Origin of the sequence: Aneurinibacillus danicus (assembly GCF_007991215.1) — a bacterium.
GTDB classification, from domain to species: domain Bacteria; phylum Bacillota; class Bacilli; order Aneurinibacillales; family Aneurinibacillaceae; genus Aneurinibacillus; species Aneurinibacillus danicus.
Genome location: NZ_BJXX01000153.1, coordinates 1 through 18572, shown reverse-complemented (window position 1 = coordinate 18572; position 18572 = coordinate 1). Strand labels below are relative to the sequence as shown.

Genomic DNA, 18572 nt, shown 5'->3' with positions numbered 1-18572 from the left:
CATTTACCAAGTGGACAGAAACGACCTTTTCATTAGACTTCTCGTTTTTTGTCAACTGGTTAAAAATAATTGTATGAATTATCAGTTAAAATCTCTTTCAGTTTTTATGCAACGCTAGTGATCCCACTACGTTCATATAAAACGGGTTAAGATAGACGCCGAAGACTTGGAAAAAGTCAACTTTATATCCCACTACGTTCATATAAAACAAACGTCTCAGTGACCGTCATCGACTTACCGTGCCGCTTTATATCCCACTACGTTCATATAAAACTACAGCATGACACCCGAACCTATGCCCAAGAACAAACTTTATATCCCACTACGTTCATATAAAACTGAAGATACGCATGGTATCGTACTTACTTGCTACCCCTTTATATCCCACTACGTTCATATAAAACGGGGAAAGGTGGCTATGTGATCGCCAATTTCCCCCCTTTATATCCCACTACGTTCATATAAAACGCTGAAACGCATCTTGAAAGCACGAAAAAGCTTCACTTTATATCCCACTACGTTCATATAAAACTAATGGACGTAATGAATAGTTGGAGGGATATTCCAACTTTATATCCCACTACGTTCATATAAAACCTTTACTCGGTAGCGCAATAATAACTTTCGTTTTTGCTTTATATCCCACTACGTTCATATAAAACCAGATACAAATGACGTAAATTGATCTTTTATGTGCTCCTTTATATCCCACTACGTTCATATAAAACGAGCTATGAACAAATCACGAATAGAGTACTCATGTCTCTTTATATCCCACTACGTTCATATAAAACTTAGAACGTGCTCCAGGAAAATCCGACTTACGATCATACTTTATATCCCACTACGTTCATATAAAACCGATGCCGTCTGCCACGAATTTTTTTGCCGCTGCCGACTTTATATCCCACTACGTTCATATAAAACGCCGCTCTTGACGGCTTCGCGCAGCTCCTTGGCTGCTTTATATCCCACTACGTTCATATAAAACCCTACCTTCAATGCGTTCATGGCCAAGGGCGCAGAACTTTATATCCCACTACGTTCATATAAAACGTACAAACAAAAAAGCGCTTAATCCCTTGCGTATCACTTTATATCCCACTACGTTCATATAAAACGTCCTCGATCATCGTGATCGCCAAAGACACGATCACCTTTATATCCCACTACGTTCATATAAAACAGATTGGCGAATGCCAGATGTCCATCGAGCGCATCGCTTTATATCCCACTACGTTCATATAAAACGACAGTAACAAAGACGAGAACAAAAGAGAGAGCCAACTTTATATCCCACTACGTTCATATAAAACCCCTAAAAACAAAACAGCGAAAACCCTTAGTTTATCAAGACTTTTATCACCTAAAAAGCCAATCAAAAATCAGCTTTTTGCAGTAAGCCAGTAATTCTATTTTTAACCTCATAGAAAAAAAGTCCAAAATCCTTGCGATATAAGGCCTCATGCTCACTTTATCCAAAATTAGGTTCACTGCAAATCACCTTAAAACTTCCCCTACCTACTACAAGAACATCTCTTCAAAACTTTTCTCCTGTCCATACACCCGCTTCACGATATTATTTGGATTTTGCACCTCATACACATAAATCGAGTCTTCCCGCTTATCCATTATCTTCTCCAGTTCCGTCAGACACTTCACCAACTTTCCCTTTGTAATTTCGCCTTCAAACACCGAATTCTGCGTCCACATCAAATATTGTTTCAACTTCTTGCATACCTTGTGTACCCGCTTCTCACCCACATCGTATGTCACAATTACAAACATCTTCTACCACCATGCCTTTAGCGGTTTATACAAAGTATCTCCGATAAAATGCTTAATCAGCTTATAGCACTCCAGTCTGATGAAATAGCGATATGACACTTTCCTTTTCAATGTCCGATGTTGCACGGTTGTTCCCAACTTCTTTTCCCATTCAGCCACAAACTTCTTTCGCCCTTCTTCATTCAGGAACACAATGCCTTCCATCTCATCAAAATGCTTAAGCGTAATTGCCCGATTATTAATCAGCGAAGTAATCACTGTATCTACCAATAACGGCTTAAAAATTTCAGCTAAATCCAGACTTAGCGAGAAACGCTTGCTGGAAGGCTCATGAAGAAAGCTAACGGTAGGATCCAACATCGTCTTATACATTTCCGACAAAATCTCGGTATACATTCGACTATTTCCAAACGAAATTAACGCATTCAACGGATCAGCAGGCGGGCGCTTCGTTCGCTTTTCAAATGCAAACTCCGGCTTCAGCATCACATTAAATGCCTGATAATACTCCTGCCGAATACGCCCCTCAATCCCCATTACTTCCGGAATCTTCGCCGTATCCTCCAGTTTGGCAGCTTCTGTTTCAATTGCTTGTACAATGTCTTCCGTTTTCTCCTTATGTCGGCGCAAATTGCGCAGCATATGATGAATTCCTCCATACAAAAAGCTTCTAGCAAGATACAACCGCTTGTCCCGGTTCAAATAATGGGCGCTCTGTTGAATAACCGTATAGCCAGACACGTTCTGTGCCCGTGGGTAAAACGTACCCGTATAATATCCATAATAATTGTAGAAATGAAGCCGCACCCCATATTGCGCCAGTATGTTAAACAATGCCGAATTTACGTCCACCTGTCCAAAAATATGCAGGTTTTCAATTTGTTCGATCGGCAATGATTTTTTCTTTCCTTCTCCGTCAACAAAATATAATGTGTTATCCTTACGCTGCAATCTCCCGGTTGAAAAAATATAGTGGTCTTTTAACATTCTTCATCCCGCTCCATTGCAAAACAGAATTCATAGTATGCACATTTCGAACAGTACCGCAGCTTTTTTAAACCAGGCGGTCTGGGCCGCTGCAAAATACGCTTAATATCAGCTAATGCTTCAATCACTTTTGCTTCCCCGGCTTCTGTTAGTTCAACAACTTCTGTATCTCGCTCTTTCGTATAACTAATAAGACCTTTCTTTTCAACACCGCGCTGCTTTAACTGATACAGGTAATACAACATCTGCATTCGATCCGCTTCGTCCATTTTGCTGGAAATTTTCACTTCGCGAACGTATTCTCCGTCAAACGCATCAATTTTAAAAGTGTCATCAATAAGAATTTCCTTCTGTTCGAGTTGCGGATAGGCACGTTCATGCAGCATTTTCCCTTCCATAACCCTGTCGTTGGCCTGTTCCATCGTAATCCCTTTAGAAAAGAGCCACAGCTTTCGCTGGCACACACTATAGTAGTGTATCTGGATTCCACTAATACCTGCTTCCGTCATAAATTCCACTCCTTACGAAAACATCGATAGTGGCTGATCACTCAACACACCGCGTCCACACTTTCCATCCCGATCAAACTCATATTGACAATTAAGAATGAAAATATCATCGAACCCATCAATCGGTGAGATTTTATCCTTCGCTTGAAAACGATAAACCCCAACCGTCTTTGCTTCGATTCTTCGCCTGATGTTCCGCTGTTCTTTCCAGTTACTTTTGCAATTACGATATTGGTCAAACAAATCAGAAATCTCATCATATAAATCTCGTGGAATAACCTGTAACGTTTGAATATCTCGTAGCTTCTTTTGGGCTTCCTGTCCTGTTACCTCATAAAAATCTAAAAAATCAAACTCATGAAGCGCTTCCTCAAATTCTTTTAAAAATGCGGTATTCGCTAAACTCTCCCGACTGTACAAATGTCTCACCATTTCCACCTTCGCCTGTTCATCAAGAATATGATCCTGATACGGCTGAAGCAAAGCCAATCCTTTCTGCACAAGATCAGCATCATATATGTATCCAAGACCTGCCACATCTTCTGTAAACACATGTACATTTGGTTGAACAGGACTGCGCTTACCATTCCGATAGCACCGCCCTAACCGTTGAAAAAAGCTATCCAGCGTTGAAATTTCTGTGTATAGATAATCGAAATCAATATCAAGGCTTGCTTCTACCAGCTGCGTCGTAATCCAGATTCCACTCCTCCGCGGTTCACCTGCTTTAGGCTTGTTAAACGATTTAATTTCTTCTTCCAGCAGTTTCCTGTCTTCCCGTGTAAATTGCGAATGTAACAAATACACGTTAGCTTCGGAATCAACTTTCCTCAGTTGTTCATACATCTCTACCGCCCGGCGCACCGTATTAACAATAACCAGCACCTGTGCGTCTTTTGCCTGTTCGATAATTTCTTCCGCTACCTCGGTAATTCCCTGTTGGCGCAAACAAATTCGATGCCGGGTAATATCTTGATTAATGAACTTCCCTACATCGCTCTCCGTAATAATATTACGCTTTTTAAGCTCGTCCAGATAAATAGTAGGCAACGTCGCGGTCATCACCATGAATTTGCCCCCGATTTTATGAATCATTTCCAGTGCTTTAATAAGCATCGCAGCAATTTTTGGCTCATATGCTTGAATTTCGTCAATCACCACTTTGGCGTTTGCCATGGCGGCCAGTTCTTTTTCAAATCCGCGATAACCAAACGGAAACTTCAAAATCTGATCTATTGTCGTCAACAATAACTTGGACGATAAGTGACGCGAATGACGGTAAATGTCCTCCCATTTCTCATCCCGCTCTTCTTTTTCCTGAAAGTAATCATTGCTGGTGGAATGAAGCAGACCCAGTGCTTCTGGATGATAGTTAATTTCCTGTGGGCTAAGGATGCGATCATAAATCGCATTAATGCTGACGCGCAATGGGAGGGTAAAAAATCCTTTATCTTCATTAATCCACAGCAATGCAGCTTCTGTTTTCCCCATTCCGGTCTGTGCAATAACAATAATACTTTTATCTGTATTTGCTTCTGCAAACTGCTGCAACTCGTTTTTCGCATATCCTTTCCGCTCCATATACGCGGTTACCTGCGCTCCGATATGCTTATCCGCATGTAATTCGATATCAACACCTGCCGAAGCCGCATGGTCTATACGATGCACAAGCCCTTTAAGCAGCACATATTTATAAAACTCATCGTCCAACTGACTGTATCGCTTGGACAATCGGGCGACAGACTTGTATGAAAATGTTTCCGGAATGTCCAATTTCATATGATCAATTAATTCTGTGAGATATGGGCGCATCCCATTCTCTAGAACTTCCTCAATTTTCTCTTTATCCGGTAGTTCACTCCGTTCGTGATGATACCCTACAGCGTGAATTAACAAGCGACTTTCTTCTTTTGTCAGCTTATATTTCTTAACAGGAAGCATTCCAACCGACAAATAGTTATGCGGCACAGAATATGTAATAGTATTTGGAAACTCCTTCTCCCCTAACTGTTTACGCAACCGATTTTGAAAACCGGGCCATGCTTTACCTACATCATGATACTCTACTGCCAAACGCAATAATTCCCACATACGTTCATCCATGTGAACAAAACGAGAACCATACGTGCTTTTCAACCGTTCTAATTCGGTTACCAGACAATCCGTATGCTCACGGATTGTCTGGACAGGCCTGGTTTTGGCATAAAACAATGCCCATCACCTCTACTTACAAATTATAAAAAACGAGGTTACCGTCCTTGTCCTGTAACACATCATCATCAGCATCAAATTCAAGACCTGAAACCGCCAATACATAACCAACATCAATTTTCTCCCAGCGGCGAATCCCGTTTTTGATCTCATACTTCCAGTTCAACTGATACGGTACAGCATTTAGCTCCGTCTCCAACGAGTTGAGCACATCCCGCAAAATATAGGCATTATAGTTTAAGCGAATACGTTTCTCTATTTCTTTCACTTCCACTAGCTCATACTCATCAATCCGCACCAGGTCTTCCCAGCGCCCCAGACTCCAGTGGGTATTTCCGTTTTCGATAGCCTCGACAATAGCGTCCAACATTTCCGGTGCTGCTTCCACATGAATTAATAACTGTACACCGTACAGAAGATGCATATAGAGCGGCATCTGGGTCATGTGCTCATATTCATACGGTTTCGCCGCTAATCCGTCCAGTACAAGTGGAAACTCGGCTACATCTGTTTTCTTAAAAAAATAGTGCGCTTGATAATCGACCATCTTTGCTTCGTATGTTCCCTGGATGCTGAGACGCATCGGGATAAACTCATTTGCTCCCAGCATCGCATGCAGCATGCCCTTCACCGTCGCATATGGCGGTAGCGGATACGTTTCCCCTACTTTAAACGCCAGCGGCTTTTTATAACACGCCGTTTCTTGATATAGTTTCAACCGCAATGCTTTCATCGGCTACACTCCATAAAACGCTGCAACTTCTTGTTGAATATGCTGAAAGAACGCCTCAATGGACATTACCCGATTGCCGAATGTTGTCTGATATTCCTCTTCATTGCCGAACATGCTGGATACCATACCAATACGCGTTCGTTCGCCAACTGGTTCTCCGGCAAATGTTTGCTCCATTGTTGATTCCAGTGGCGCTATATCAATCTCCCACTTTCCACTGGTTTGTTTCAACTGCACTTTGCCAAGAAAAAATGGATTAGCCGCCTTATATACGCCGCCGATAACGAACAGAGGAGCAAGGCTTTCCTGACGACCGCGAATATCGCGATTCAAAAACTTCAAGATTTCTAAAAACTGCTGTATCCGCTCCGCTTTTTGTTCATTAGGCAATTCTACTTCGCCATCAACCCCGACACGGCTTAAATCGGCTGTTACCGTATATGTATATAGACTGGCGTGCTGTTCAATATTAGCCAGATTCGGCATTTGATCAATCCGGCTTGCAAGTCCCATATTATTCAAAAACTCTAAATCCCCTCTGTACGGTTCAAGCGAGATTGCGTGGCTCAAGCGTACGACTGCCGGACGCTTTTCTGACTTTTGTGACGTTTTTAGGTAACCAAATAAATCCATCTCGACTGAATCGACAATTGTAACATCTTTACGGAACTGAACAACGCCGCCCTTTTCTTTGGCTACCGTATCAAGATTCCAACCATACCACTCGTTACCCAACCGTACCATATCATAACGAAGACTCTGGCGTGAAGCGAATGAATATACTTCCCCATTGGAACGATGAAGCTTTTTCAACTCAGAAATGTTAGCAATGCCTTCTCCGTAATTCAATGAATTCCCCTCAAACACAATGGTCATCGTTAAAGCCCGTGTCATGCGCTTACTTCCTCCCCATCTTTTTGTTTTTCATTTTCACTTGATAACATTCCCGCAATAAATGCGTTAGCCGCTGTCGCAAAATCCATCTCCCGCTCATGCATCGCATGTAAGAATACAGCCGGCACCGGCTTGTCTACTGACATATACACGCGCAACAGCGTATCCATAAAGCTGTCTTTATTGCCCGCTTTCGTTGCATTCAACAGGCGATATGCAATTCCGGTCACTTTCTTTCCTGCACTCGCACTGTATGTGTCTTCGCTTTCCCGCGCTTTTCCCGCTTGCTCAAATGCTTTGCGGATGTCACGTCCACTATTAAAAAATGCCGCGACCCGATTATCCTGCTTTTTCATATCCTTCTCTCCTCTCTTATAGCATCCGATTCTATGCCGTTCTCTTACCGCAATGTATACACCAAGCCCGGAACCACCATTTTTGATGACATGCCGCAGGTACTTAAAGATAACGTGCTTCGTATCAATTCCCTGTAAAGCACTTCGAATAAAATGCTCCCGATATTCGTACGGCGAAATATATTCCAATTTGTCCCCGTACTCCTGAAAATATTTTGCCAAATAATGTGGAATATGATAGTAATCAAGCAACGTCCGTTTACTTTGGTAATTAGCCGACATTTCAAGAAAAAACAGGTGCTGCATAATATATTCACTTTCTTTTCTAACGCCTCGAACCAAACGGCTAACAATCTTCCCAAATGACTCTGACTGTTTTTTCAACTGTTTAAAATGCTCATTTTTCCGAAAAACTTCTTTAAACTTTTCATCTGTATGAACAAATCCCGCATACAGTCGCACCTCGCCCTGCTCATCAAACCCGTCTTTCCGGTAATACATCGTCGCACCCAGCGGTACACAAAAGAGCACCAACTTTGCCAGTGAAGAAATAGGCAAAGAACGGTTTTGCTCTAAATCCCAGAAGAAGTTGGCTGCATTCTTACTGGATACCCCCAGCGGTGAAAATATCATCTCTTCGAAATTTTGAAAGGAAGGCTGTCCCAAAACCAATGTACATTCTGGAATTTCTTCTTTTATATAGTTTCGGATAAACGTAATGTCTCTTTTCTTCCATGCCTTTTTCAATGTACGAAACGGCGGGTAATCCGCATGCTCATCAAGAAATGCCAGCACATCCTCTCCTGTTTCTGTCTTATCAATAACCTCTAATAGCTGAATATCATTTTGTACAGGTAACACATAATCTTTATAAAATAAATCAATATGCCCTGATAAATCGAGACTGTTTTTGGCTACATTAAGAAAAGAGGGCTGTCCGAAGAACGGAGACAAGATAACGGACTTGAAATAATTCAATGTCAGCTTGTCGTTAATCTCTTTCTGTTTTACTACGTTATAATAATCATGGATGCATGCTTGCAATTGTTCTAGTTGGTCGTGGTGTTTTATTTCCTTGAGGCGATTCTGGATGTCCTGCAAAGCAGTTTCTGCTGGAGTGTCTGCAAAATATTTGAGGATTTTCTTAGTGGAGTCGGTAATCGTTTTCTTAATAGATGCAAAAGCATCTGAGAAACGATCTTTATTTTTTCCGTATTCTAGATTGTTCTGCAATCGTTTGTAGTCTCTTTCAGCAATACTATATTCATCAATAAGATAGGAAAAAAAGATTTGAGGAAGATATTCTAACGCAACAGGCTCTATTTCCAGCCCACTGTCTGTCTCACGAACAGTCCCCCTGTGTTCGTCAGGAATTATGTTGTTTGTTTCACCGTATGTATACAATCGCTGCAACCCGACCAACGCCATCGACATCAGCCAATCACTTGCATAAAGGCGCAGTACCATACTTCTCTCACCCTCTTACTATATCTATAAAACCCATCCCTTGCGATCTGCGTTTTCCACATCCAAGTTGATACAATAAATGCAAATCTTCCGGATTTCCTTCCAACTGTAATTGCCCCTGATAAGCTGTGAAATAAAGATAGCGATTCAAACCATGTGTTTCTGTGAATACATGATTAGATTCTTTAATGACCTTTTTTCGCATCGTAAGCGGCGTGACACTCAAAGACTCTTGCAATCCTCTTCCTCTGTATTCACGTAAAATCACATCCGCCATATACGCAAAATGCTTCGCAAACTCAGGATGGTCAGGTGCAATCGACTTCTGCTTTTCGTCTTCGATTAGAAGCGGTGACTGTGTCTTTACGATAATAGAACGGCTATGAATCGTTTTCTCCGGTAGCATCCAAACACGTCCACGAATGAGTTCGTACTGTTTGTACTGAAAACGAGGCACTTTCTGCAAGCCGTTATAGAAATGGAACATGAATTCAAAATCCGGAGAACTGAAGGTAAGTACCAGTTCATCAAGATGGATTTCATCTTCTATGAAGCGAAAGTTTTTTAAGTATGGGGCAAAAGTAAACGGCTTTGCTGTTTGGCGCTCACTTTCATAAAGTCTGCGATAATAGTCTTCATTAGACTGACGAAGGCATTCCTTAATCAAAGAAACAATCATCATTCGATAGGAAATGGGAATCACTTCAGTTTTAAAAGAAAAAGCTATTCTCATCCTTTTACACCTCCCTCTACAAATATATCGTGACTTCACAGATGTTAATTAACCAAAAAAAGCAAGCGAAAACACGAAAAAGAGACCCCTTTTTCGGGAAAGTAGTTTGTACATTACCACAAACTATTTACGAAAAGAGGCGACCTCATATGAAACTTCTTCATGTGCTGGAACACCTCGTTTCTGAAGAGGACGTGCAAAAAATTGCAGCCCTTCATGGCTACGCAGGTGAATCACGTCCTCCTTGGGCACCGTATCATGGGAAACGATCAGGAATAAAGCTTCATGTTGCGCTTCTGGAAGCCCCTGATGCCGAAGAAAGTGATCGAAACAACAGGACGACGACACGATAGTTCTATGTTCTAGACACGGGATCTATTCTCGTAGCTGACCGTGCTTATTTTCAAGCGAAACGTATAGATATCTTTGTAGAAAATAAGCAGCCGTTTGTGATTCGGTTAAAGATGAATGTAGCTTCGTCTCGAAAAAAAGCGTTACGACGCTGGAAGCCAGTGAACCCTACGATTATAGGAGACTTCACTTGTCAGTTAAGCACCCCGCAAAAACGTTTCAAACTTCGGCATCGTGTTGTAGAATTCACGAATATGAAATGCTCGTCGTTACAAATCTTTTTAAAATATCACAACCATCTACATATACGCACCAATTCTCCAGTAGGTGGCGGAGCAATTACAGTTAAGACTTACCTTTTGCTATTATTCTCTCAATAATATAAGTATTCCTCCTTAAATTTCTGAAGAAATCATGACAAATCCGGGCATCCTCCTACCTTTTGCTCAAAGTTTATAAAACCCTTAGAAAAATTGACTTGCTGCAGGATGAACTTAAAACTTTATATCCCATTACGTTCAGATAAAACAAAGGACATTACGTTCTTTATTTTGATATGGGACTGACAAAGGATCAGTATTATGCGAAAAAGAAGGGGGCTATCTCCCAAATTGCCACGGCGCTCGGAATCATATGAGCGCTTTTTATTTTATTCTCAACGAGTTGGTAATTCGCTCTCTTTCAGCCTTTTTTAACCCCTTAAAAACCAACTGATAGGAACGGTCAATCATACCGAAAATCTCTTCGGTCGGAATACTGCCGTCCGCTTCGATGGTGTTCCAGTGGCGTTTATTTAGATGGTAGCCAGGCTTAATAGCAGGGTACTGTTCGCGTAAAATCTCACAGACTTCTGGCTCGCATTTTAGACTGATATGCAGGATTCCATCCCGGTTGGAAAGAAGAGCGAACATTTTTCCACATATCTTGAACACATGTATATCCCCACCAAACGGAAAATCTTCGATAGCTCCTTTTTTCTCCAAGCAATAGGTACGAACAGTATGCAAATCCATAATTTGATTCCTGCCTCTCTCATTAGTCTATTATCCTGATATTTACTATTGAGCATTTCAAATTCCATTGCAACTATATTTTGCCGACAAAAACCCGACAAAATACAGGATAGAAAGCAGGACAAAAAACAGGATATTTTGCTGGAATTTTTAAAAACGAGAAAATTGTACGCTAATGCCAAGGAAAATATGCTCCACTTTCCTTGAGAGATGGCGTCAACTCCTGTATCAATGACGTAGCTCTGAGTGCGCTGAATGAACGATGAGAGCCGTGGTCTAATAGGCGCAGAACGGAAGGAGTCCTAGCTCGCATGACGTGAATTGACACGATTGCTAGATGATAACGATCTAACAAAGTTCATGCACACATTTTCGTTATTACCACTAACGGGGCAGAACTATTAGAGTGGGAGAAATGTGTTAGAAGCGGCGGTGACTGTGGAGTGATGCAATGTAAGAACATTGCTAGGGATTTTACGAACGCCGAATCCGTTACGCATGCAGGACCTGTCGTTTGTCGTGTCATCTTTATACCCCACTACGTTCATATAAAACTGGTGACAGGTTATTGCATAAATTTACTCAAAGACTTCTTTATATCCCACTACGTTCATATAAAACATATAATTTATTATAAGAAGATTAATTCTAGTTACGAAGGAGTTTTTAAAGATGAAACGGTACGAATGAGATAAATGTCTTGGAGCGGGTATACTGGAGCAATACATGCATATTGATAATGGGTTTTGCTATAAATGCGATGGAAAAGGGACTCTTCCTTATAATCCAAATAATCAACCGGTATACAAAGATGAGGAGTGGAGTGAACAAGAGCGAATAGAGATAGAACAAGAGCAAGAAATGATAGCACGGGCAGAAACGGAAAATTGGATGGCAGCTAACAATATAGACCCCTTGGATTTCGATTATTAAAGAACTGTATTACCATGCTACCTCAGAGAACGGAGACTTTCCGTTCTTTTTTGTATATGAAAGGTCGTTTACTACAAAAAAGGAGGTGGTAAGACTTATGAAAAATCAAACACAAACTTTAGTTAAAATTATTCGGATAGCAAACGAAGGCTTCCTTTGCAGGCCGTATAAGACCATTGGCGTTTATTCGCATCACGGTGATTTTACGGACATTGTAATTACGAACCTGGCTCAAGAAGTGAGGGCTACTAAGGCGAATATGAACGCGTATCAGTCTGATGAGATGCGCGGCTGCTTCTGCTTTCTGGACGGCTTTGACGAAAAGCAAATCAATCAAGACGGGGAATTATGCTACCGTGTCGGCCATAAGAGAAACATTGGCTATCTTCCAGCAGATGAGCTAGTATTTGTACGCAATGTGAGGCCAGACGGCAAGCAAAAAATCATAGAGGAATATTGGGTGGAGCATAAGATTCCAGACAAAGAAGAACCATGGCTGTATCCCTCGTTTGCAGATATATACGCCTGGATACAAATGCCGCTTTCTCTTGCAGTAGAACGGCTTCAAGAACATACCCGTATCAATGGAACCACAAAAGAAATTGTCAGCGAGATTTATCTCAGAGAAGAACAGGTCAATCGCATGGTTGTGGAAACCCATACCAGCACATTATTCAATAAAATAGGTAGACAACTGTTATCTCTTATCAAAAAAGAGAAGTAACAGCCGCCATGTATTCTTCGTGAGTAGTGTATGAACAACAGAAGGGAAAGCCAGAAATGCCGATAAATAGTATAAGAGGCCATAGTCTAGAGAAAGAGGGGATATTTCTATGAAAAAGAATCGGTTAAATATGGCGTTAGGTGTAGCTGCGCTTTCCCTTTTGTTGATGACCGGCTGTAACGATCAGGAACCGGCCCAATCCAAGGACGCTAACGCACCAGCAGCTACCCAATCCACAGCAAGCGAGGAGAAGCGGGTTCCGCTCAAGGATAAGAATGGGGTTGAAAGCACGTACTACGTTGGTACAGTCAATGAGTCCGGCCAACCGGAGAGCGAGCAGGCAAAAGAGTTTACCAATGACGGACAGCTCATCTATGAAGGGTCCTGACTGGAGGGCAAACGAAATGGTTTTGGCGTTGAGTACGAAGATGGTAAGAAAGTGTATGAAGGAGAATGGCTGAACGGCAAACGGCACGGCCAGGGAACGGAATACTGGAAGACGGATGGCTCTGTGAAATGGAGCGACTCTGGAGTAACGGGAAGAAAGTACGGTAAATCGTGAGAGGGCAATTTAGTGGTATTTATTTGGTGAAAGTTCTTTTATCAAGATTCTAAAACCTGCATCTTTTATACGTTTTTTGCGTATAGAGAACAAACTACAAAGGAGATGAGGATAGAAATGAAGAAACTGAAGCTAACTTGGATGGAGCGTATGTTTTTATTCTTCGCATCATTATTTTTTGGCATACATTTTTCAACAGATCTAGGGACCGCCCTTTTATTCTCAATTCTCAGCGCAACTATCCTTTTCCCACTTTATCGCTATAGTAGACTGCACGAGCAGATTTCCAATAGGTAATACTTTTCACTGGCCGCTTGTGAGCGGTCTTTTTTTACGCCCGCATTTGTACAATGGTAGCAAGAAAAGAGAGAGAAGAAAAAGGCTATTGAACTGACTTACCCGCATCGTCATTCCACACGTTAGCTTATAAGCTGTCTTTTGTGGATATTCTGTCGAACGTATCATTGCGTGGCTGGATAGCAGTATGCGTCTTACAGATTTTGGTAATCACGAATTGAGCCTTATGGATTAGAACCAGATAGCTGCCGTTGTAGAGAAGTATTATGAGAATCTAAAGTTTCGTGACGAGTTGCATGAGCGCTTTCTCAATGAGTTTCCGAAACGCTGCGTAATCGGACCAAAGAAATTGGAAGAGGCCCTGCATTGGTATCAAGTATAATGGTTGAGTTGCTGCGGAATGTATGTAGATTGCGAAATATGGTTCTATTGGTGTCTTTCAAATATAGTCTGGAAATAACTTGTAATAACCTGCAGGCAATGATAAAATTCCATAAAAGTAAAATATAGTCATGCAATGACGCAATTTCTTTATTCAAGGAGGTAAGTATCATTCTTCAGTTCATTCGTTTTGCTGGAAAAATTGTTGATTGGGTTGTATTTGCGGTACTCCTGTTGTTATTGGCAGCACATATTATGTATCGAATTTTAATTGCATCGGATATACCTGTAGCTGTTACACAGACTGATTTTGAATTTTTCATTAAGTTCTCCGCTGTCGTCTTTGTTCTTTTTGCTGGATATTTCGTAGTTAATTTTAAGAAAAATAATGGTTTGAAGTTGTATATCATGGTAAGCGTATTGTTTATAAGTTTGGCATATTGGGCCAAATCGCTGTATATGACACTAACCTATACAGATGTAGAGCTGCTGGTGTATAGCGATTCGTTAGGTTTGCTTGTCACAGTTCTGATTGGTCTGGCATTCTTCTTAAAATTAAGCTGGAATCTACGCAAACAAAAAGTCCAACCTCACTAAGAGGCTGGACTTTTCTTTTTGATGAATTACGGCTTTGGTACAGTAACAAGGCTTAGAACGATGGAACCAACCGTAGCTGCCAATGCATCCCAGATCCAGCGGTTGCTATCGGTTGCAGTGCTTTGTCCGGAATCAATGACGGATGTTCGAGAAGAAATGCTTCGGCAAGCCTCCACAATTCCGTCTGGTAGGACAGATTCATAATCCAGCGCTACATCTGCTACTTCGCCTGGAACGACGTGTCCAACAATTTCAATTGCCAGGGATAAGTCACTTACAAGGAAAGAGTAACCCAGGCGCGATCGATACTGTGCCTTTGCAATACGAGCAATTTCCAAGGCATTAGTAGGGTTCCGATTCAACAGCCATTTTAAGTTATAGCCATTTTTGATACGGATAAATCCAAATTCGAATGCCATTTCCACCGCGTACCCCATGCAATTTACCGATACAAATTCAGCCATAGTAGAAGCCTCCTAATTTTGTTTGTATTGAGGAGACGAAAGGGATGCAGGGGGGAAAAGGACCATCCCTATCCATTTCCCCTTGTTTCGTTTTCCTGTATATAAAAGAGAAGTAAGCTGTCCTTTTGGCAACCCTTTGCAAAAAAATTAAAAATAATAGCGTTCCTCAAGAGCGCCGGTCCCTTCCTTCTATTTGATTCAAAAAATCATAAAAGCCGGGAGTTGATTCCAAATTATAATGCTGAATCGCCTCGATGAGTTTTACGCTTAATTCCTGGGCTAAGTCCTCGCGTTCCTGTACAGAGGTTTGATATAAAGAGGCCTGTAGCTTTGGCCTAAACGCCTCAATGACACGAGCCAGGGACTCCTTATTGTCCGTCTGCGCTTCCTTGACTAATTCCGGTAGATCAATCGTTGTATACACCCTTATTTCCTCCTATATAGCTGCGAATTTTGCTGAGAGCTTTCTTTCTTGTTTTCCCTATGGCTTGGTGAGACAGGCCCACTTTCCGAGCAATCGATCGGTCGCTCATATCATGAAGATAAGCAAGGTCTAGTATTTCTTTTTCCTTATCCGTAAGGGTTCGTAGGGCTTTTATTAATGAAGACCGGCTTATGTTTTCTTCTAAGGTGTCATGTTTGCTGCTGATTAGGTCATCCATCTCCGCATCAGGTGATGCAATCAAATCAACCATCGTAACACCCGCGTCCTCTGAAGATATTCCAATCGGCTTGTCCAGGATGAGGGCGTATCGCTGATTATGTTTGCGATTTTTCTTGTCGTAATCAATGGCCCCATAGTAAAGAATGGTCGAAAGAAAATTGATAATGCGAATGCGTTGATAAAATTTTTTAAAAGCGTGATCCAATGCTTTTTGGTTTTCTCTGGTCGGTGAAGTAACCGCCTGTATAAAAAGAGTAAGATGTGCCTCCTCTTTTAGAAAGTTCTTTAATACAGGATTTGAAAACGACTTGGAGTGCTTGGAGATAAATTTTTGAATGCTTGGACTGTATTTAAAAGAAGAAAAACACAACACCAATCATCCTCCTTTTATTATACAAAGAGGAATTTTCTGTAAAAACAGCAACCGCAAATAGGAACTTATGTTCTTGTTTATATTACTATTTTATTACATTCCAGGAAGTAAAGAAATAGGTTTCCATAGGTATTACGAATTCCTCTTTATGTGATAGAGAATCCATTGGCCCTATAAACACAGCAACTCGTTCCAATGGGACTCATAACAAAAAGGAGGGGTAGTATGCCTGATATGACAGCGGTTCAGCGGGTAGCTGAATCCCAATATGTTTTCGGCATTCTCTTTATTTTCTTGTTTTTGGCTGCTGCTGCAGCGGGCGTATGGTTGTATAAAAACCTACTAAAAGAAAATGACGAAAGAGAACAGAAGATTATAGAGATGCACGAAAAAAGAGAACGGGATTTGTTAGAAATTAACCTTGATTATAGAAAGGAGAGCCAGGAACGGGAGAAAAAACTTCTCGAACATCTGGAAAAAACCACGCAAGCCCAAACAGAAATGTCGAGAACCATAGAAAAAGTACAGGGGATTCTTTCCGCCTTGGAGTTGAGCGTAAAAGAGGCCCGCTTGGAGATTACCTATTTGAAGAAAGGAACCGGCCATGAATAAAATCGTCGCGTTAGGGGCCGGACATGGGCTGCCTGATCCTGGCGCTTGCGGTTTTGTAAAAGAATATGAGATTGTTATGCAGATAGTTCGGAAGGTACAACCAGTATTGGAACGTCACCATGTTATCGTCGTGCTTACTCGTACAGCAGCTACCTCGTTATCTAACGCAAAAGACCTTTCTCAAAATAAAAGGGAGGATTTAGAGAATCGTGTTATGAAAGTGAATGAATCTGGAGCCGAATTCATGGTTGAATTTCATATGAATGCAGGCGGAGGTACTTTATATCCCACTACGTTCAGATAAAACTATTGAATGCTTGATTTTCTGAGAGGATCGGAACTCCTTTATATCCCACTACGTTCAGATAAAACGAACAATTTAAATCTCGAAGGCATTCACTGGGTAATCGCCTTTATATCCCACTACGTTCAGATAAAACGCAAGAGGAAAGTGACTCAGCGCTTGCTTCAATACATCTTTATATCCCACTACGTTCAGATAAAACAGAGACGTACGCAAGCGGTGGCTCTTTTTCTGAGGAAGCTTTATATCCCACTACGTTCAGATAAAACAGGAGGAGCAGGAGGAACATCCGGTGGCGCGTCTACTATCTTTATATCCCACTACGTTCAGATAAAACGCTTGTAAACCTTATTTTGCTATGTCATTACGGTGATCCTTTATATCCCACTACGTTCAGATAAAACTCCTTCAACTTGCGAATTTCCTTGATGATGTCACGGCTTTATATCCCACTACGTTCAGATAAAACCGAAGACGTGACAAAGCTGGCCGGTCTAAAAATTCACCTTTATATCCCACTACGTTCAGATAAAACAAGTATCGAAGCACACCATTTAAATCGTATTTAACTACTTTATATCCCACTACGTTCAGATAAAACAATACGAGTAGTGCTGAAATCTTTGATGAGGAAGCGTCTTTATATCCCACTACGTTCAGATAAAACAGTTGGACAAGTCTATGGACCATCTTTGCGGCAAGTGTCTTTATATCCCACTACGTTCAGATAAAACCGTGATATTGCGAAAGAGATTGGTGTTTCTTCTTCCTTTATATCCCACTACGTTCAGATAAAACGAAAATCCATGCCGGCTACTTCAAATCCATGAACATCTTTATATCCCACTACGTTCAGATAAAACAGTTGCGCCGGATATGACGATTGAAAGAAAAACACGTCTTTATATCCCACTACGTTCAGATAAAACTCTACAGAGAACATAGCCTCGTCAACTATGACAATCTTCTTTATATCCCACTACGTTCAGATAAAACTACAGTCCGGCTAGAAAAATCTCACCACCAAGTCCACTTTATATCCCACTACGTTCAGATAAAACTCTATCCGCTTCTTTTGGACTGAAACCGGCTTCGCGTCTTTATATCCCACTACGTTCAGATAAAACCCTTTGCGAGTAGGTTCAGGTGCTTTGCCTGTGCGAACTTTATATCCCACTACGTTCAGATAAAACTTCTCGCCTTCTACGGTTCCGTTCCTCTCTGCTCACTTTATATCCCACTACGTTCAGATAAAACCATCCTCACTCCCCTCATCTTCATCCAAAAGGTCTTTCTTTATATCCCACTACGTTCAGATAAAACGGTCAATGCGACTTTCAAGCCGACGATAATTAAAACTTTATATCCCACTACGTTCAGATAAAACTGCATTTTTTTCATGTCCTGCCACATCATGAAACGCTTTATATCCCACTACGTTCAGATAAAACTCCGGGAGATATCGCTTATCTGGAGTACCCGAAACCACCTTTATATCCCACTACGTTCAGATAAAACCTCGCGCATGAAACGCAACTCCCCGCTATTCTCCGTCTTTATATCCCACTACGTTCAGATAAAACTATATATAATAATGATGTTTTCCCAAAGCATATCAA

General features: G+C 41.3%; 20 protein-coding genes, 1 pseudogene and 2 CRISPR repeat arrays. Of the genes and pseudogenes, 9 read left to right on the top strand and 12 right to left on the bottom strand.

Annotated elements, in window-relative coordinates:
* Positions 1–114 precede the first annotated feature (114 nt).
* Positions 115–1316: a CRISPR direct-repeat array (repeat unit 29 nt; unit sequence CTTTATATCCCACTACGTTCATATAAAAC).
* 208 nt (positions 1317–1524) lie between these two features.
* Genes cas2 through cas6 form a run of 8 tightly spaced genes read right to left on the bottom strand, consistent with a single transcriptional unit; the run spans position 1525 to position 9678 of the window.
* On the bottom strand, positions 1525–1788 hold the full coding sequence (gene cas2, locus ADA01nite_RS16405; protein ID WP_146811352.1) for a CRISPR-associated endonuclease Cas2: 264 nt from the start codon (positions 1786–1788) through the stop codon (positions 1525–1527).
* Between the two features lie 3 nt (positions 1789–1791).
* On the bottom strand, positions 1792–2775 hold the full coding sequence (gene cas1b / locus ADA01nite_RS16400) for a type I-B CRISPR-associated endonuclease Cas1b (RefSeq protein WP_146811351.1): 984 nt from the start codon (positions 2773–2775) through the stop codon (positions 1792–1794).
* Complete coding sequence (gene cas4, locus ADA01nite_RS16395; protein ID WP_146811350.1) at positions 2769–3284, bottom strand: CRISPR-associated protein Cas4; 516 nt, start codon at positions 3282–3284, stop codon at positions 2769–2771. The genes cas1b and cas4 overlap by 7 nt, the downstream gene beginning before the upstream one ends.
* Before the next feature lie 12 nt (positions 3285–3296).
* Entirely contained in the window at positions 3297–5495 is a 2199-nt protein-coding gene (gene cas3 / locus ADA01nite_RS16390; protein WP_146811349.1) for a CRISPR-associated helicase Cas3', read from the bottom strand.
* Between the two features lie 16 nt (positions 5496–5511).
* Positions 5512–6228: a type I-B CRISPR-associated protein Cas5b gene (gene cas5b, locus ADA01nite_RS16385; RefSeq protein WP_146811348.1), complete on the bottom strand. Its 717-nt coding sequence runs from the start codon at positions 6226–6228 to the stop codon at positions 5512–5514.
* 3 nt (positions 6229–6231) lie between these two features.
* A complete protein-coding gene (cas7i, locus tag ADA01nite_RS16380; RefSeq protein ID WP_146811347.1) occupies positions 6232–7122 on the bottom strand; it encodes a type I-B CRISPR-associated protein Cas7/Cst2/DevR in 891 nt (296 codons plus the stop codon).
* A complete protein-coding gene (gene cas8a1, locus ADA01nite_RS16375) occupies positions 7119–8945 on the bottom strand; it encodes a type I-B CRISPR-associated protein Cas8b1/Cst1 (protein WP_146811346.1) in 1827 nt (608 codons plus the stop codon). Before cas8a1 ends, cas7i begins: the two co-directional genes overlap by 4 nt.
* Before the next feature lie 7 nt (positions 8946–8952).
* The gene (cas6, locus tag ADA01nite_RS16370) at positions 8953–9678 is read right to left on the bottom strand and encodes a CRISPR-associated endoribonuclease Cas6 (RefSeq protein ID WP_146811345.1); all 726 of its coding nucleotides are present in this window, start codon (positions 9676–9678) and stop codon (positions 8953–8955) included.
* Between the two features lie 149 nt (positions 9679–9827).
* Here cas6 and ADA01nite_RS16365 point away from each other — a divergent pair, with 149 nt between their 5' ends.
* A complete protein-coding gene (locus tag ADA01nite_RS16365; RefSeq protein WP_146811344.1) occupies positions 9828–10031 on the top strand; it encodes a hypothetical protein in 204 nt (67 codons plus the stop codon).
* Between the two features lie 24 nt (positions 10032–10055).
* Positions 10056–10409, top strand: a complete 354-nt coding sequence (locus tag ADA01nite_RS23115; protein ID WP_146811353.1) for a hypothetical protein — start codon at positions 10056–10058, stop codon at positions 10407–10409.
* 264 nt (positions 10410–10673) lie between these two features.
* Here ADA01nite_RS23115 and ADA01nite_RS16350 read toward each other — a convergent pair whose 3' ends face one another.
* Complete coding sequence (locus ADA01nite_RS16350) at positions 10674–11042, bottom strand: MmcQ/YjbR family DNA-binding protein (protein ID WP_146811343.1); 369 nt, start codon at positions 11040–11042, stop codon at positions 10674–10676.
* Positions 11043–11768: 726 nt separating this feature from the next.
* Here ADA01nite_RS16350 and ADA01nite_RS16345 point away from each other — a divergent pair.
* From ADA01nite_RS16345 to ADA01nite_RS16330, 5 genes are all read left to right on the top strand, one after another.
* Positions 11769–11975, top strand: a complete 207-nt coding sequence (locus tag ADA01nite_RS16345) for a hypothetical protein (protein WP_146811342.1) — start codon at positions 11769–11771, stop codon at positions 11973–11975.
* Between the two features lie 97 nt (positions 11976–12072).
* Positions 12073–12699: a hypothetical protein gene (locus ADA01nite_RS16340; protein WP_146811341.1), complete on the top strand. Its 627-nt coding sequence runs from the start codon at positions 12073–12075 to the stop codon at positions 12697–12699.
* Between the two features lie 109 nt (positions 12700–12808).
* Positions 12809–13087, top strand: a complete 279-nt coding sequence (locus ADA01nite_RS22670; protein WP_246147383.1) for a hypothetical protein — start codon at positions 12809–12811, stop codon at positions 13085–13087.
* 51 nt (positions 13088–13138) lie between these two features.
* Positions 13139–13261, top strand: a complete 123-nt coding sequence (locus tag ADA01nite_RS22665; RefSeq protein WP_246147382.1) for a hypothetical protein — start codon at positions 13139–13141, stop codon at positions 13259–13261.
* A 1086-nt stretch (positions 13262–14347) separates the two neighbouring features.
* Complete coding sequence (locus tag ADA01nite_RS16330) at positions 14348–14536, top strand: hypothetical protein (protein ID WP_146811340.1); 189 nt, start codon at positions 14348–14350, stop codon at positions 14534–14536.
* A 26-nt stretch (positions 14537–14562) separates the two neighbouring features.
* Here ADA01nite_RS16330 and ADA01nite_RS16325 read toward each other — a convergent pair whose 3' ends face one another.
* The 3 genes from ADA01nite_RS16325 to ADA01nite_RS16315 form a co-directional block, all read right to left on the bottom strand.
* The gene (locus tag ADA01nite_RS16325; protein WP_146811339.1) at positions 14563–15000 is read right to left on the bottom strand and encodes a hypothetical protein; all 438 of its coding nucleotides are present in this window, start codon (positions 14998–15000) and stop codon (positions 14563–14565) included.
* A 166-nt stretch (positions 15001–15166) separates the two neighbouring features.
* Positions 15167–15424: a helix-turn-helix domain-containing protein gene (locus ADA01nite_RS16320; RefSeq protein WP_170230334.1), complete on the bottom strand. Its 258-nt coding sequence runs from the start codon at positions 15422–15424 to the stop codon at positions 15167–15169.
* The gene (locus ADA01nite_RS16315; RefSeq protein ID WP_170230333.1) at positions 15408–16037 is read right to left on the bottom strand and encodes a sigma-70 family RNA polymerase sigma factor; all 630 of its coding nucleotides are present in this window, start codon (positions 16035–16037) and stop codon (positions 15408–15410) included. Before ADA01nite_RS16315 ends, ADA01nite_RS16320 begins: the two co-directional genes overlap by 17 nt.
* Before the next feature lie 225 nt (positions 16038–16262).
* On the opposite strand from ADA01nite_RS16315, the gene ADA01nite_RS16310 reads away from it, so the two are divergent.
* Both ADA01nite_RS16310 and ADA01nite_RS23110 read left to right on the top strand, forming a co-directional pair.
* Positions 16263–16649: a hypothetical protein gene (locus ADA01nite_RS16310; protein WP_146811336.1), complete on the top strand. Its 387-nt coding sequence runs from the start codon at positions 16263–16265 to the stop codon at positions 16647–16649.
* Positions 16642–16908, top strand: a pseudogene (locus tag ADA01nite_RS23110) (N-acetylmuramoyl-L-alanine amidase family protein); the annotation flags it as partial. The gene ADA01nite_RS16310 and the pseudogene ADA01nite_RS23110, both read left to right, overlap by 8 nt.
* 19 nt (positions 16909–16927) lie before the next feature.
* Positions 16928–18536: direct repeats of the CRISPR family, unit length 29 nt; unit sequence CTTTATATCCCACTACGTTCAGATAAAAC.
* Positions 18537–18572: the final 36 nt, after the last annotated feature.

Excerpts from the sequence above, each read along its gene's own strand:
- cas2 (WP_146811352.1), bottom strand. The coding sequence starts at position 1,788 with ATGTTTGTAATTGTGACATACGATGTGGGTGAGAAGCGGGTACACAAG.
- cas1b (WP_146811351.1), bottom strand. The coding sequence starts at position 2,775 with ATGTTAAAAGACCACTATATTTTTTCAACCGGGAGATTGCAGCGTAAG.
- cas4 (WP_146811350.1), bottom strand. The coding sequence starts at position 3,284 with ATGACGGAAGCAGGTATTAGTGGAATCCAGATACACTACTATAGTGTG.
- cas5b (WP_146811348.1), bottom strand. The coding sequence starts at position 6,228 with ATGAAAGCATTGCGGTTGAAACTATATCAAGAAACGGCGTGTTATAAA.
- cas7i (WP_146811347.1), bottom strand. The coding sequence starts at position 7,122 with ATGACACGGGCTTTAACGATGACCATTGTGTTTGAGGGGAATTCATTG.
- cas8a1 (WP_146811346.1), bottom strand. The coding sequence starts at position 8,945 with ATGGTACTGCGCCTTTATGCAAGTGATTGGCTGATGTCGATGGCGTTG.
- cas6 (WP_146811345.1), bottom strand. The coding sequence starts at position 9,678 with ATGAGAATAGCTTTTTCTTTTAAAACTGAAGTGATTCCCATTTCCTAT.
- ADA01nite_RS16365 (WP_146811344.1), top strand. The coding sequence starts at position 9,828 with ATGAAACTTCTTCATGTGCTGGAACACCTCGTTTCTGAAGAGGACGTG.
- ADA01nite_RS16350 (WP_146811343.1), bottom strand. The coding sequence starts at position 11,042 with ATGGATTTGCATACTGTTCGTACCTATTGCTTGGAGAAAAAAGGAGCT.
- ADA01nite_RS16345 (WP_146811342.1), top strand. The coding sequence starts at position 11,769 with ATGCATATTGATAATGGGTTTTGCTATAAATGCGATGGAAAAGGGACT.
- ADA01nite_RS16340 (WP_146811341.1), top strand. The coding sequence starts at position 12,073 with ATGAAAAATCAAACACAAACTTTAGTTAAAATTATTCGGATAGCAAAC.
- ADA01nite_RS22670 (WP_246147383.1), top strand. The coding sequence starts at position 12,809 with ATGAAAAAGAATCGGTTAAATATGGCGTTAGGTGTAGCTGCGCTTTCC.
- ADA01nite_RS16330 (WP_146811340.1), top strand. The coding sequence starts at position 14,348 with ATGGTAAGCGTATTGTTTATAAGTTTGGCATATTGGGCCAAATCGCTG.
- ADA01nite_RS16325 (WP_146811339.1), bottom strand. The coding sequence starts at position 15,000 with ATGGCTGAATTTGTATCGGTAAATTGCATGGGGTACGCGGTGGAAATG.
- ADA01nite_RS16310 (WP_146811336.1), top strand. The coding sequence starts at position 16,263 with ATGCCTGATATGACAGCGGTTCAGCGGGTAGCTGAATCCCAATATGTT.